This is a genomic window from Vibrio sp. Isolate24 (genome assembly GCF_022398215.1).
GTDB lineage: Bacteria > Pseudomonadota > Gammaproteobacteria > Enterobacterales > Vibrionaceae > Vibrio > Vibrio coralliilyticus_A.
On record NZ_JAKEUU010000002.1, the window covers coordinates 882,688 to 895,946 of the forward strand.

14 protein-coding genes are annotated in these 13,259 nt (G+C 43.1%); 4 read left to right on the top strand and 10 right to left on the bottom strand.

What is annotated here, in order from left to right; all coding sequences use genetic code 11:
* Positions 1 to 4: 4 nt before the first annotated feature.
* Entirely contained in the window at positions 5 to 439 is a 435-nt protein-coding gene (locus L1D23_RS12225) for a DUF3859 domain-containing protein (RefSeq protein WP_239866617.1), read from the bottom strand.
* Positions 418 to 861, bottom strand: coding sequence for an ATP-binding protein (locus L1D23_RS12230; protein ID WP_239866619.1), 444 nt, complete (start codon positions 859 to 861; stop codon positions 418 to 420). The genes L1D23_RS12225 and L1D23_RS12230 overlap by 22 nt, the downstream gene beginning before the upstream one ends.
* Before the next feature lie 77 nt (positions 862 to 938).
* Between L1D23_RS12230 and metA the strand changes: the two genes are divergently transcribed.
* Positions 939 to 1,880: a homoserine O-succinyltransferase gene (gene metA / locus L1D23_RS12235; RefSeq protein WP_239836491.1), complete on the top strand. Its 942-nt coding sequence runs from the start codon at positions 939 to 941 to the stop codon at positions 1,878 to 1,880.
* Here metA and L1D23_RS12240 read toward each other — a convergent pair.
* Positions 1,864 to 2,679 (bottom strand): alpha/beta hydrolase, encoded by an 816-nt coding sequence (locus L1D23_RS12240; RefSeq protein ID WP_239866621.1) that lies wholly within the window; start codon positions 2,677 to 2,679, stop codon positions 1,864 to 1,866. The genes metA and L1D23_RS12240 overlap by 17 nt on opposite strands.
* 120 nt (positions 2,680 to 2,799) lie before the next feature.
* On the opposite strand from L1D23_RS12240, the gene pilW reads away from it, so the two are divergent.
* On the top strand, positions 2,800 to 3,471 hold the full coding sequence (gene pilW / locus L1D23_RS12245) for a type IV pilus biogenesis/stability protein PilW (RefSeq protein WP_239866624.1): 672 nt from the start codon (positions 2,800 to 2,802) through the stop codon (positions 3,469 to 3,471).
* Between the two features lie 13 nt (positions 3,472 to 3,484).
* Here the strand turns inward: pilW and L1D23_RS12250 are convergent, their stop codons facing one another.
* The 3 genes from L1D23_RS12250 to L1D23_RS12260 form a co-directional block, all read right to left on the bottom strand.
* Positions 3,485 to 3,679: a hypothetical protein gene (locus L1D23_RS12250; RefSeq protein ID WP_239866626.1), complete on the bottom strand. Its 195-nt coding sequence runs from the start codon at positions 3,677 to 3,679 to the stop codon at positions 3,485 to 3,487.
* A 14-nt stretch (positions 3,680 to 3,693) separates the two neighbouring features.
* Positions 3,694 to 4,677 (bottom strand): 23S rRNA (adenine(1618)-N(6))-methyltransferase RlmF, encoded by a 984-nt coding sequence (gene rlmF / locus L1D23_RS12255; RefSeq protein WP_239866791.1) that lies wholly within the window; start codon positions 4,675 to 4,677, stop codon positions 3,694 to 3,696.
* 65 nt (positions 4,678 to 4,742) lie between these two features.
* The gene (locus tag L1D23_RS12260) at positions 4,743 to 5,252 is read right to left on the bottom strand and encodes a M48 family metallopeptidase (RefSeq protein WP_239866627.1); all 510 of its coding nucleotides are present in this window, start codon (positions 5,250 to 5,252) and stop codon (positions 4,743 to 4,745) included.
* 109 nt (positions 5,253 to 5,361) lie between these two features.
* Between L1D23_RS12260 and L1D23_RS12265 the strand changes: the two genes are divergently transcribed.
* On the top strand, positions 5,362 to 5,592 hold the full coding sequence (locus tag L1D23_RS12265; protein ID WP_006962058.1) for a glutaredoxin family protein: 231 nt from the start codon (positions 5,362 to 5,364) through the stop codon (positions 5,590 to 5,592).
* A gap of 4 nt (positions 5,593 to 5,596) precedes the next feature.
* On the opposite strand, the gene L1D23_RS12270 is transcribed toward L1D23_RS12265, so the two are convergent.
* The 4 genes from L1D23_RS12270 to L1D23_RS12285 all read right to left on the bottom strand — a co-directional run bounded on the left by L1D23_RS12270 (position 5,597) and on the right by L1D23_RS12285 (position 11,847).
* Complete coding sequence (locus L1D23_RS12270; RefSeq protein ID WP_239866629.1) at positions 5,597 to 8,041, bottom strand: PAS domain-containing hybrid sensor histidine kinase/response regulator; 2,445 nt, start codon at positions 8,039 to 8,041, stop codon at positions 5,597 to 5,599.
* Positions 8,042 to 8,060: 19 nt separating this feature from the next.
* Positions 8,061 to 9,275, bottom strand: a complete 1,215-nt coding sequence (locus L1D23_RS12275) for an ABC transporter substrate-binding protein (RefSeq protein WP_239866631.1) — start codon at positions 9,273 to 9,275, stop codon at positions 8,061 to 8,063.
* Positions 9,276 to 9,423: 148 nt separating this feature from the next.
* Positions 9,424 to 10,881 carry a molybdate ABC transporter ATP-binding protein ModF gene (gene modF / locus L1D23_RS12280; RefSeq protein WP_239866633.1) on the bottom strand — a complete coding sequence of 486 codons (1,458 nt, stop codon included), beginning with the start codon at positions 10,879 to 10,881 and terminating at the stop codon, positions 9,424 to 9,426.
* Positions 10,882 to 10,977: 96 nt separating this feature from the next.
* A complete protein-coding gene (locus L1D23_RS12285; RefSeq protein WP_239836499.1) occupies positions 10,978 to 11,847 on the bottom strand; it encodes a LysR family transcriptional regulator in 870 nt (289 codons plus the stop codon).
* Between the two features lie 113 nt (positions 11,848 to 11,960).
* On the opposite strand from L1D23_RS12285, the gene L1D23_RS12290 reads away from it, so the two are divergent.
* Positions 11,961 to 13,205, top strand: coding sequence for an MFS transporter (locus L1D23_RS12290; RefSeq protein ID WP_239866635.1), 1,245 nt, complete (start codon positions 11,961 to 11,963; stop codon positions 13,203 to 13,205).
* Positions 13,206 to 13,259 lie beyond the last annotated feature (54 nt).

The following is a 13,259-nucleotide window of genomic DNA, read 5'->3' on the forward strand; positions in this document are numbered from 1 at the left end:
CAGCCTAAAACCCTCGTCTTTTCCAGAATTCTCCTTCTCGGCTGTAAACATCGAAGGTCTTATCCGCAACCACTTTGCCATTTAATTCAATGGTCATACGCCATTTACCAATGTTGGAATCATAACCATTGATAGGGTCTAAAAGCTGAATGGTATCCCCAAGATAAAAATCCCAGTCATTACTCCCGACATGCATGTCCCCAGTAAACGGATCTAATATCTGGCCCTTTTTACCCAGAACCCCCGGATGGTCAATGCAATATTCAATCACCTGACCTTTGGCTTTTTTGATATTCACAATAAAACCAAACTCTATATCCTGATCGGCAGGAATTTTAGTTGTGAAGTCTTGAATTTTAGGTAAGTGCTTAGATTTTGAATCCCACTGGCTATAGACGCCGTAAGAGGTCATTTCTATTACAGCGGTTCTCTTCGCCATTCTTGCCACCGTTTTTTCATCTCTAGGATAGTGCTTGCAGGAACACCGTGAATATTGCCATAGTCTTGCTTACATTCGATGATTTCAAACACCGCGCCATACTGTTGCGCCATTTTGTAGTAGGGTATGATCTCCCATCTCATGACAAAAGTATTAGATACCACCACGCTTTGCTTCTGAAGCAAGCTTTCACGCGTCATTGTTTTGCACCAATCATGCGCCTTCGAGATATCTTCTGGTCTGAAAATGTAATCACCTTGAGCATCAATGAAGTACATATCCGCTTCATAATGATTCACACCCAGTGTCCGAGCTAGAGTACTTTTCCCGGAACCAGGCAACCCACGAATAATGGTCAGCTTTAGCGTCATTGAAATGAATAGTTCGACTAATGAGGCACAAATTTTACCGCAAATAAGCATAACAATGCTATCGACATCTCATTAGGTTTGAGTTAAGTTTGGATGTATAGACGTCCAAAAAGCTTAGGGAGAAAGCTGTGCCGATTAAGATCCCCGACCAATTACCTGCTAGTGATGTATTACGTCAGGAAAATATCTTCATAATGCCCGAATCTCGAGCGTCTACGCAGGAAATTCGTCCCCTAAAAGTATTGATCCTCAACCTAATGCCGAAGAAGATAGAAACTGAGACTCAGTTTCTTCGCTTACTTTCTAATAGCCCGCTTCAAGTAGACATTGAGCTGCTACGTATCGATGATAGACCAAGCAAGAACACACCCACGGAGCACTTGGATAACTTCTATCGTCAGTTTGAGATGGTCAAAGGGCGTAATTTCGATGGTCTGATCATTACAGGAGCCCCATTAGGACTGGTTCAATTCGAAGACGTAATCTATTGGGAGCACTTACAAGCCATCATGAGTTGGGCGAAAGAGCACGTAACCTCGACATTATACGTGTGTTGGGCTGCTCAAGCAGGTTTGAAACTGCTTTATGACCTACCCAAGCGCACTCGGAAAGAGAAACTTTCTGGTGTCTACCACCATCAGATACATCAACCGTACCATCCTGTATTGCGTGGCTTTGATGATACTTTCTTAGCTCCCCACTCACGATACGCAGACTTCTCACCCGAGTATCTCGCTGAGCATACCGATTTGGATGTGCTGGCGACTTCTGATATCGCAGGAGTGTATTTAGCCGCGACGAAAGACAAGCGAAATGTCTTCGTGACGGGTCATCCTGAATATGATGCATTTACGCTTCACAATGAGTATATCCGTGATCTCGGCGAAGGAATGGAACCCGCTATTCCTGTGAACTACTATCCGAACAACAATCCAGATAACAAACCCATCGCAAGCTGGCGCAGTCACGGTCATTTGCTATTTTCGAACTGGCTCAACTACTGCGTATACCAACAAACTCCTTACGACTTAGATCAATTTAGTGAAGCCAATTTCACAAAGGATGATTAAGGCCTAAAGCGTGGATTAGTTGTTTGATTTCGTTGATAACTTTAGGGGTATTTTGCCAAAGGATAAAATGCCCCCCACCCTTAACTTCCACCAACCTCTTATCTTTTCCAGATAGGCGCTCAATAGCAAAAGTCGAATTCTCAGGCGCTGCGATATTATCTTCATCACCGTGAATCAAAGTCACGGGCACTGAATCCAATGGACTCCAATCCTTAGCACTGAGCTTTTCAAGCTCTCCAGCAAGAGGCAACATTTCTCCATTTGACTTCCTCCAGATGTCAGTAAGAAAAAGACTAACCAGCCACGTATCTGCCAGCTTGTTGTACCACTTAGGTGCTTCATGTGTTGGGTCAAATGCTGGCGCAATCAATACCATTCCGTGAACCAAATTCGGAAACATCAGTGCGAGATTTAGTGCAATAGGCCCACCTAGAGAATGACCAACCAGAATATTAACTTTGTCTTCAGCAAGAAAAGGTTTAATGGATAGGGATTGTCCGTCTAAATTGGCAATAAGCTGGTTAGGAGACTGACCGTACCCCAAACGATCAATTGAAACCAATTCAGCATTGGCTAATAACCAAGTGTCTTTCAAGTAAGCTTCATAGCCTTCTTTATTCCCGGGGGATCCATGAATAAAAATCAGCCTATAGTGACTAGCTTGGTTACCCTGCTTAACATACGCCACACCACTGTCCGCATACTGAGTGCTCATGTCTAACTCAGATGCGATAGATGATTTAATAGACAGCCCGACTAAAAAGCTTAAGGCCGCTGCACCGATGACTTGTTTTTTCACACTCTGTTCCCTTTATTTTCAGCCGTTCTTGCTAAATCGGCCGCATGATTACGCCTATTTTGATGAGACCGGACAAATAACGTAATACATTCAAAAGAAGGTCCTTCTCTTTGCCATACTATGCGCTTTCTATTTCTTTTCGCCAGCCTATTACTATCAGCTTGTGTCACCGTCAAAAACCCTTTATCGACCTCAGCGAAAAACCATCAAGCGGATGCTCGAATCGCATTGGGGATAAGTTATTTACAACGTGGGGAGCGGGTCAAAGCACGAGAGAATCTACATAAGGCTCTTGTACATTCACCGAGCTATTTCCGCGCGCAACTGGCTATGGCTCATTATTTGGATCATGTGTCTGAGTACGAACGAGCGAATGAGATGTACCAGAAAGCCATTCGTAGCCAACCTAGTAATGGGCAGATACTGCATGACTACGGTAGTTTTCTTTGCAAACAATCCCGCTATAACGCAGCGCAGACTATGTTTGACAAGGCTATTCAACAGCCTGATTACCTCAATGTCGCAGCGAGCTACGAAAGTGCCGCTTTTTGTGCGCTTAAGGCTGAACAAACCATACAAGCAATGACATACTTCAAAAGAGCGATAGCACACGATCCCAAACGAGCACAATCAATACTAAACTTGGCCAAGCTTGAAATTGAGCATGGAAAACTGGCCATTGCCCGACAGCGTATCAGCTCGTTTCACCAAGAATTTGGCGTACGAGATGTTTCGCTCCGCTTGCTCATGAAGTTAGAGCAGAGCCAAAAAACAATCAGCCCCAGACCATAGTATTGAAGCATACTTAGCGTTTCTTTCGGTGTGATAAAGGGGTACTACGCCGGCGTTTTATCCGAGAAGCTCGCTGGATTTTGAGGTACTCTCTATAAACGATAAATACAAAGCCCAAAAGCCCAACAATAAACAGGAAGGCAAAGAGAATAAGTAAACCATCGCAAAACCATTCAGGCTCACAAGGCATATAAATTTCGATATCCATATGCCCTCCTTTGGTTACTGTTTTGAGCTATACCAGCCTTGCCTTTCAGCTGGCGTTTGAAACGTCCATGCCATAAACCGGCTCACTTTGTGCCCTTGACTCATTTCAACTATTTGTACCTCTTTCGCACCAACTTTAGCGAGGTTCTTGCGCATCCAACGTACGTTCTCTTTTTTGGAAATCAAAGTAGAAAACCACAAGACTTGTTTCGCAAAGTCACGGCTTTCAAACGCAAGGTTCTTGATAAAGGCCGCTTCACCTCCAGGGCACCAAAGTTCCGCATTTTGGCCACCAAAGTTAAGTATAGGTGATGCTTTGTATTTCTCTTTTTCTCTGTATAAGCCACGTTGCTGTTTACTGCGGTTGAGGTTGTTAATTTTACGTTCCGTACCTTGTTGCGCTTCCTGTAAGGATCTGTGAAATGGCGGGTTACAAGTTGTTAACTCAAAATACTCATCGCTTTGAATGATACCTTTAAAGAAATACCGTCTTTGTGTTTGCAAACGGCACTCTATTAGTGGTTTGAGTTCAGCATTACTTTCAACAATCTGATTGGCGTTCTCAATAGACACCGGATCAATATCAGAGCCTACACACTGCCATCGGTACTGCGTTGCTGCGATGATAGGATAAATACAATTCGCCCCTACTCCGACATCCAGTGCCCTGACTTTTTCGTGGTTTATCTGCTTGTTATCTTGCACTAGCAACTCGGCTAAGCGGTGGATATAGTCGGCACGACCGGGAATTGGCGGACACAGATAACCCTCGGGAATATCCCAAAAGACAATGCCGTAATGATGAGCCAGTAAGGCTTTGTTGAGTAATTTGACGGCAACAGGATCAGAGAAGTTAATGGACGCCTCACCTTTCGGATTTTTAACAACATGCCTTTTCAACTCTGGGGTCACTTTCACTAATTGAGAAAAATCGTAGCGACCTCGATGCAGATTACGCTGGTGTAACCCCGCTTTTCCTTTTAAAACCGTGACTTTCATTTCTCCTGACGGCTTGCCTGTGTATTTCGGGCTTGTTCGCTTGTTCTGCTCAATCATAAATCAGTTTACTTATTCGTTTTCTCTACCGTTTCGGTATATATCATAAATAATCGAGCATCGAGCTCAAGTTGGTGATAGTCAGGTTCCATATGGCAGCAAAGTTGGTAAAACGCTTTGTTATGGTCTTTTTCTTTCAGGTGTGCAAGCTCATGAACCACAAGCATTCTCAGCAAAGATTCAGGGGCATTTCTAAACACACTGGCGATGCGGATTTCATTTTTGGATTTAATTTTACCGCCGTGCACTTTAGCGACGTAAGTATGTAGCCCTAACGCATTGTTGATAAGGTGAATCTTATTGTCGTATACCACCTTACTGATGGGCGATGTTTTTTTCATATAGCGATTTTTTATCGCCATTGTGTACTCAAAAAGCGCTTTCTCGCTTTTAATCTCGTGATTTTCCGGATAACGACGCTTAAACCATTTCTGCAACCGTCCTGTTTCCAACAATTCTGTCACTGGATTAATAATATGTTCTGGATAACCTTGGATGTAACGAAGAACTGGATTCATAGCGTAAATATCAGTGCAAAGATCAAGGTGTGCCAGTCTACCCGAATCACACTTGCCATTCACTGTCTTTTCATTACACTCTGCTGCAAAGCAAGATTAGGAATTTACGATGAAAAGACTTGTCTTATATGTGAAGGATAAATGCCCGCACTGTAAAGATGCCCAGCGATACTTAGATGAAAAAGGGTATGCCTACAGGTTAACTAACGCCAAAATGCAACGCGGTCGCAAAGAGCTTGATGCGATCGGCGCTCGTTCTTTGCCCGTACTCAAAATTGGTGATCGCTATATGATTGGCTGGAACCCGAAAAATTTCGAAAAGATGTACAACTCAAAGTGATCAATCATGCTTCGCGCATCGCTTTTTCTTCCAAAGTTTTAAGCGTTGCGTGAAATACTTCATCCAGTTTGTCTGAACTGATAGGTTTGGTAATGACATCTGCACAGCCTGCAGAGATCATTCGCTCTCTTGTTTGTTCAAATGCGTCAGCAGTACAACCAATGATCACTGGAGGGGACGTTAAGCCTAGTTCAACAATCGCTTTGGTTGCCTTCAACCCATCCATCACTGGCATATGGTTATCCATTAAGACACAATCGAAATGTTGACTTTGCACTCTTTCCACAGCCAATTCACCATTCTCAACCACTTCATATTCAAACCCTTTGTTTTTAAGGAATTTACCTAAAACCAAGGCGTTGACTCTCGTGTCTTCCGCAATAAGAACACTCAGGCCTGATCCGTCAAACTCTGGGAGCTGTTCCTGCTTCTCATGAGTCTGACGAACTTGTACAGTTTTCAATTCAATAGGAACGATCACCGTAAACTGGCTACCCTCTTCGACGGTACTATTTAAGTCAATCGTCCCCTTCATTGCTTTGACCAAATCACGTGTAATAGACAAACCTAAGCCCGTTCCACCAAATCGACGCGTGGTATCGTTTTCCGCTTGAGCAAAAGGGTCAAAAATCACTGATTGCTTTTCCGAACTTATCCCAATACCTGTATCAGCAACCACCATATGAAGCTCTGTTTTCTGACTTTGCTTCACCACATCTAAAGTTAGGCTAATCCCACCTTCCGAAGTGAACTTTAAGGCATTACTGAGCAAGTTTTGTAAGATTTGCAGTATACGCGTTTCATCCGCGATTAGTGCTTTATCAGATGATTGAGGGTAGGTACATTTGAACTCTAGGTGTTTGTCAGCACACAGAGGTTCATAAAGCCGAGTCAGCCTTGTCGCCACGTCCTGTAGAGAAAACTCTGTTTTTTCAAGTTCGAGTTTTCCCGCTTCGATTTTTGAGAAATCAAGAATATCATTCAGCACATTTAACATGTGTTTCCCAGAGCTCACTAAAGTGTCCACGTACTCTTGCTGCTCTTGGCTAAGGTTTGTGTTTTTAAGTAAATCCCCGACACCAAGAATACCATTCATCGGCGTTCTTAGTTCATGGCTCATCGCGGCTAAAAATTGAGATTTAGCTATGTTCGCCGCTTCTGCTTCTACAGCTTTTATTTTTAGAGACTCTTCAAGCTCAACACGCTGGGTAATATCGCGCTCGACAGCCATAAAGCCCTCAATCTGCCCATCTGTGGAATATAAAGGAGTCAGTGCAATTTCAATCCAGTATGACTCTCCGTCTTTGTTATAATTCAGCAGCTCAAAGAAACCCGGTTCTCTGCGGTCGATGAAATCACGCATTTTCTTTGTGGTTTGTCTATCTGTATCCGCTCCTTGAAGCAGTTGGCTAGGCTTTTTACCCACTAGTTCAGATAACGAATAACCCGTCAGCTGTTCAAAAGCTCCATTAACCCATGTCACTTTGGCATTTAGGTCAGTGAACACCACGGCATCACGCATATGCTTAACCACGCGTGCTAATCGAGCCGATTCTGCCTCTCGTATTTTCAAAGATTCTGACTGCTTATATAAACGCTGCTCTGACTCTGCCAATTTTAGAAATGGCGAGACCAGAACTCTACGCCCAAAGATAAACATAACAATCAGCGTCATCCCAGTGGCAGTGAGCATGCCAATAAATAAGCTTTCCATTAAATTGGATCTGGCGTTCACCACCAACTGTGGTGATACCGAATACATTAAAGTCAGCTCAGTTCCTTCGATAGGAAAGGTATCAACCTTCCAATTATTGGGTGGACTCATCTCCCAATTCAGTCGATTTTGAGCAATACCAAACCAATGCAAACTATCTGTGCCTAAGCTCTCGAAAAACTGGCTCTCATCCAGTGGTGTGACATAGGTACCTAGGCCTTCTGCGTATTCGTTATATAAGATTGGAGAAGTAAGCAGAAGATAGTCTCTTCCACCATATTTAAACAGTGAGTATGACTGTTCATCCATTAATGACTCATTTTCTACACCAGTTGTAATGAAGGTTAGTACCGTATCTGGAAGGGCTATTTCTTGATAAATTTCCCCTCCTGAAAAATCATATATATTGACGTAGGCAGTCGAGCCAGATGACTTAATTACATCAAGTTGATCTTTAAATGCGCTGCGATTATCCACCCCTTCTAATACCGCTCGTGTGACAACAGGGTGAGAAGTGACACGTCCAAGCCTTTGCTCATGCAGCTTCAGAAACTCGAATACATATCTCTCAATGGCAACGAATTTTCCTTTTAGACTCTCGTTAATAAGGATTTGTGCCGTCTCTCTGGCTTGATGTTGAACAAAAGCAAAACTTGCAAGCATGAATACGCAGGCCCCAACGATGAGAAACAACGAAAACAAATGCATTCCATTTTTCTTATCAAACTTCAACATAGACCTGCGTTACCTGTACTTAAATGGATTTAGATTTCAGTTTTACAGCGTTTTTATCATCGTAAGTCGCCATACAAAAATCATCAGCACCTAATGCTTCATGGGCATCAAAATTTTCTTCAGAGAAGGGAGAAAATGGTGATTGATATTCTTTAATTAGCCCTTGCACAATGATATTGCTCGATTCCAAAGCATTTTTTAGTGCGATACGATTAGATTCCACATTGTCCGTTAACTCTATTCGACTGGCTGCTTCAATGAATATTTTTGCCAGATCGTAACCATGAACAAACCCGGCTGGAGCCTCAATATTGGTGTCTTCAAAGTACGCTGGGAATAGTTTTTTGGCGTCTCTAAACACATTTTTGCTAAAAGTATTTAACTCAGAGCTATAAAAGTTGAAACACGATTGGATGAAGTGAAGATTAGCTTTCTCGCGGATAGGGAAAGGGACATTTTGTGCAAACTTCCCTCCCGTAATTCCCCAATGACTGTATATCGGCATTTCTATATCAATATCTGCCACACTTTCCACAATCAATTTGCCTTCACGGCTATTCGCTACCAGTAATACACAGTCCGCACCACTGGATTGGGCTTCACGAATCAAAATCCGCGCATCAACATTCTTAATCCCCCAATTAAACCAGCTTGTTTTAACCTGCTCGGTGAGGTCTTTAGGTAACGCAGACATCATGGCTTTGTGATTGGATTTCCCCCACCCTGTATTTTCTAACACCAAGTGAGGTTGTTTACATTGCTGCTCTAATGCATAGTTAACCAATATTTTCCCAACCTTAGAGTCATCGACAGAAAGGCGAAATACATAGTTATCTTCCGCTGAAGGGTAACGGGTTATTGGCGTACCGGCTGCCCATGGTACTAGCGTCAGCATCTTGGATTTATTGATGTATTCTCGATATTTCATTAAAGGCGGCGAATGCATTCCAGCAAAATAAACCAATCCATTATTATCTTTTAGGAAACGATCCATATTTCTCTTACTACGCAGTACGTTTCCTCGGTGATCGGTCGTTACAAACTCAACCGGAATGCCCGAAATTTGATTTCCTTGTTGAGCGAAAGCCACCTTAACCCCATGCTCAATGGAAAGTGCCGACTCTAGATGCCCAGTTCTATCGGCATCCAAATACACTCTTAGCACATCGGGTTTAGTCGCATGAACCAAACCGCTGAATAGTAGCATCACTCCAATCAAAAATTTCCTAGCCATATAGATCACCAAGTTAGTCGTTATCCTTTATTTCTATAATTAGCCTAGGAAAGCATGACGTTTTTTCCAGTAATTTATTGACTTTAAAAAACAAAAATTGAGGGCACCCGCTGTTTAGGCCATCAACCAGAGAATATCACCTCTCTCATTACAGCGATTGGTGAATGATAGTCTTGTAGCATGCATGAGTTTGATCGAAGCAAAACTCGAGTTCATTATGGATACTTTCTAGCTTGTCATTTTGATAGTGAGAAACGTAAAGAAGCTGGCTCAAGTTTTCCTTAGCAATCAGCTCGAGCGTATTTTTAACCAGTCTCCTGCCTAAGTAGTCAAGCCCCTGATAAGGTTCATCTAGGATTAGAATTGCTGGTTGTTTTATTATCGCTCTGGCAATCAATAACAGACGCTGTTGACCGTACTCAAGTTGCTTAAAAGAGGTTTTTTCGTACTCTGACATGTGCAGTATTTCCAGCCACTCTTGAGCGACTTGGACTTCCTTTTTGGAAGGCGATTGATAGAGACCAATAGAGTCATAAAAGCCAGAAAGGATAACTTCTAGTGCGCTGCAACTGACACGATATTGCAGATGTAATGCAGACGACACCATCCCAATGTGTTTTTTAATATCCCAAATAGATTCACCTGAACCACGTTTATTCCCCAAGATATGAATATCGTTAGAATAGCACTGCGGATGATCACCAAAAATCAATCCAAGTAACGTACTTTTCCCACAACCATTAGGGCCTTTAACCTGCCAGTGCTGACCTTTGTCGATTCTCCAATTTACACCAGAGAAAATTGTTTTCTCTGTGTATTCGACCTTACCCTCTTTAAGTTCAAATATCGGATTGTTAAATTCTGTGGTGTGCTGATGACGACGAATAAGAGACATCATCTGTTCACTCTGCTGTTTGGATTGGGCTTTGATTTGATTGATGACCGGGTGTTGATGCCAAGATTTGATGTTCATGACACTCTCGAGTTTTCCCTGATTAAACAACGCAACTTGCTCAATCCAGCTAGGCACATCTTCCTCTCGGTTAAATGTGATGATCATCTGAAGTGATTTCGACAGTGCCGCTAGATACTCCGCAAGCGCTGAACGGTGAGTGACATCGAGACCTGTAAATGGATTATCAAGAACAATCAAATCCGGCTTGGTTGCCAGCGTTCGTGCTAACATAACTCGCCGTGTTTCCCCTGTGGAGAGAACACGAAAACCACTATCACTGAGGTGTTTAAGATCTAAATCTTTAAGCAGTCGTTGAGTTAGCGCTTCATCTTTACACTGTTCATAGATCAGAGTCTGAACAGTGCTCCCATTATCTATTCGATCTAGAAAGTCGGTATCGTCTTTCGCGAGCTCATCTTCTAGCAACCGCTGTTGCTCGACAAGAGAGACCTGAGCGACTCGACCTTCAGATATAGCGAAACCTCCCTCGACTCCCTCCAACTCCCCACAAAGCAAATAGCCCAGAGTAGAACCAATATCGCCTTCTGTACTAAACACGCCCCATGATTGGTCTTGCTCAATATCCCATCGCGTAATTTCCAACTTACTCGCGCCAATTTCAACCATCAGATCTTCAATTTTCAATTGCATTTCACTGCATTCCTTCCCTGAACTTTGTATCCAATCAAACTACTCTAATCGAAACAATGTTGCGACCAACTTAGGGGAAAGTGTGAGCTACATGAGCTACACATACTGCTTAACAAATTCAATGAATGTCCGATCGGCGATGGATAGATAACCATCTTTTCGCCATGCGAGAGATAAGCGTAAGTTGACGGGATCATCAAAAGGCACAGCAACCACATCTTTCTCATGCTCCGTGACCAGCTTAAGTAAAGCAGTAATAGCAAACTCATGCTTCACAATGCTTAATATCATTGGTAGCAAATTGGTTTCAAAAGAAAAATTCATCTTCTTTTCATACTGACGCGCTTTGCTTTCCACGAAGTCACGGTGGAAATACCCGGGCTTAAACATCACCAGTTCATGTTCAAAGAACTCGGTGAAACTAATACTTTTCTTTTCAGCAAGTGGGTGTTCGGGGCCAACGACTGCAACCATTTCAACATTCAGCAAATGGTCCGTTTCCAGATCATCAGGTACATTTTCATCATCAATGACACCAATATCGAGCTCTCCATTCAAGAGCATCTTTCTGATTGAACGAGCGCCCGCATCAATAAGGGTTAATTTGAGATTGGGATAATGTGTCTTGAATGCCATCAAAACCTGCGGAAAGAAATAGGATCCCATCATGCTTGGTGCTCCCAACCTGACTTCCCCTTTCTCTAAACCTCGCATTTCGTCGATGGCTAATTTGGCGTCATCGATTTGTTGCAGCACTCGCTTGGCATGTTCATACAGCACCTTGCCTTCATCAGTTAACGTTATTTGTCGTTCTTCTCTACGGAACAATTCAACACCAAGTTGCTGTTCAAATTTTTTTATTGAAATGCTTAATGCGGGTTGCGCAATATGCAGTGCTTTTGCAGCCATGGTGAAGTGGCCATGCTCTGCAACAGAGACGAAATGTTTCAGGTGTCGAGAGTCCATGTTTCTTCATATATTTTATATATAGCATCCATATTTTTAATATATTTTATTAATCTTCATCTCGCTGATATTTTGATCACATTAACCGATTGAATTTCTAAGGCACACCTTCAATGATCGAATTAGGCACTCAAGATTACCGACGCGTCACTTTGAGCCTCGCATTGGGATCCTTCATTATTTTCTGTAACTTATACTTGTTCCAGCCAATGCTTCCCTATATGGCTGTGCACTTTTCAGTGTCCGAAACTCAGGTTAACTGGCTATTTGCTGCAACAACACTCGCACTTTCATTCAGCTTGGTTCCTTGGGCTGTTGCCTCTGAAGCAACTGGACGTAAACGCGTCATGCTAGCAGGACTTCTTACAATGCCAGTGATTGGTCTTTGTATGCTGCTCTTTCCATCATTGATCAGTTTGGTGGCTATGCGCGCTTTAATGGGCATTGCGATCGCTGCATTTGCTTCCGTTGCTGTCGCTTACATGGTCGAAGAACTCTCGCCAAAAGCTTTTGGGCAAGCTATTGGTGGCTACATTGCCGCTAACTCACTCGGCGGGATCACCGGGCGTATTGTCGGAGGGACGCTTACCGACGCACTTGGCTGGCAACAGGCGGTTATTGTCATGGCGATATTGACTTTCATTGGTGCCCTAGCCGTTTGTGTGATGTTGCCAAAGCAGAAACATTTTGTGCCTCAAAAAGGTATGCTGAGGTATCACAACCGATCACTCATCAAGCATCTCAAGAACCAGACTATTTGGCTCGCAATGCTGATTGGCGGAGTGAATTTCGCTCTATTCGTAAACTTGTATTCGGTCATGGGGTTCCGACTCGTTTCGGCTCCCCACTCTTTACCGATAGGGTTAGCATCGTTGATTTTCCTTTGCTACTTACCCGGTACACTAAGTTCTAAGCTGACTTCTGTATGGAACCGCAACCATCAACCCATATCCGGTATGGTTTGCGGCACCATGATCAGCCTACTAGGAATGTTGGTCGCCTACATTGACCGTATTCCATTTATGATTCTAGGCTTAGCCCTAATAAGCTTTGGGGCTTTCTTCACTCATACTTTGGCTTACGCTTGGGTCAGCCAAAAAGCCACCAGTGCCAAAGCAACAGCAACCGCATTATACCTCGTGCACTATTACGTAGGCGGTAGTTTAGGAGGATTCTTCTTAATTTACTGCTGGCAGCATGGTGGATGGGCCTATGTGATTGGTGGGGGAATGACTCTATATCTGACAATTTTCACCCTTTGCTACAAGTTAAACTCAATCAGTATTGAGCCGGTACTTAAAGACAACAAGACACAAACTGAAACGTCTCATGAGTTAAAGGCTACAACAACTTCTTAATAGCCTTCTTAGCTACTTACTGCCGTAAACTGAATCTGCTATTCTTGCTTCCAA

Bases quoted from the DNA above. Each gene is read 5' to 3' on its own strand.
- L1D23_RS12225 (WP_239866617.1), bottom strand. From the start codon at position 439: ATGGCGAAGAGAACCGCTGTAATAGAAATGACCTCTTACGGCGTCTAT.
- L1D23_RS12230 (WP_239866619.1), bottom strand. From the start codon at position 861: ATGCTTATTTGCGGTAAAATTTGTGCCTCATTAGTCGAACTATTCATT.
- pilW (WP_239866624.1), top strand. From the start codon at position 2,800: ATGCGCTTTCTATTTCTTTTCGCCAGCCTATTACTATCAGCTTGTGTC.
- L1D23_RS12250 (WP_239866626.1), bottom strand. From the start codon at position 3,679: ATGGATATCGAAATTTATATGCCTTGTGAGCCTGAATGGTTTTGCGAT.
- rlmF (WP_239866791.1), bottom strand. From the start codon at position 4,677: ATGAAAGTCACGGTTTTAAAAGGAAAAGCGGGGTTACACCAGCGTAAT.
- L1D23_RS12260 (WP_239866627.1), bottom strand. From the start codon at position 5,252: ATGAATCCAGTTCTTCGTTACATCCAAGGTTATCCAGAACATATTATT.
- L1D23_RS12265 (WP_006962058.1), top strand. From the start codon at position 5,362: ATGAAAAGACTTGTCTTATATGTGAAGGATAAATGCCCGCACTGTAAA.
- L1D23_RS12270 (WP_239866629.1), bottom strand. From the start codon at position 8,041: ATGTTGAAGTTTGATAAGAAAAATGGAATGCATTTGTTTTCGTTGTTT.
- L1D23_RS12275 (WP_239866631.1), bottom strand. From the start codon at position 9,275: ATGGCTAGGAAATTTTTGATTGGAGTGATGCTACTATTCAGCGGTTTG.
- modF (WP_239866633.1), bottom strand. From the start codon at position 10,881: ATGCAATTGAAAATTGAAGATCTGATGGTTGAAATTGGCGCGAGTAAG.
- L1D23_RS12285 (WP_239836499.1), bottom strand. From the start codon at position 11,847: ATGGACTCTCGACACCTGAAACATTTCGTCTCTGTTGCAGAGCATGGC.
- L1D23_RS12290 (WP_239866635.1), top strand. From the start codon at position 11,961: ATGATCGAATTAGGCACTCAAGATTACCGACGCGTCACTTTGAGCCTC.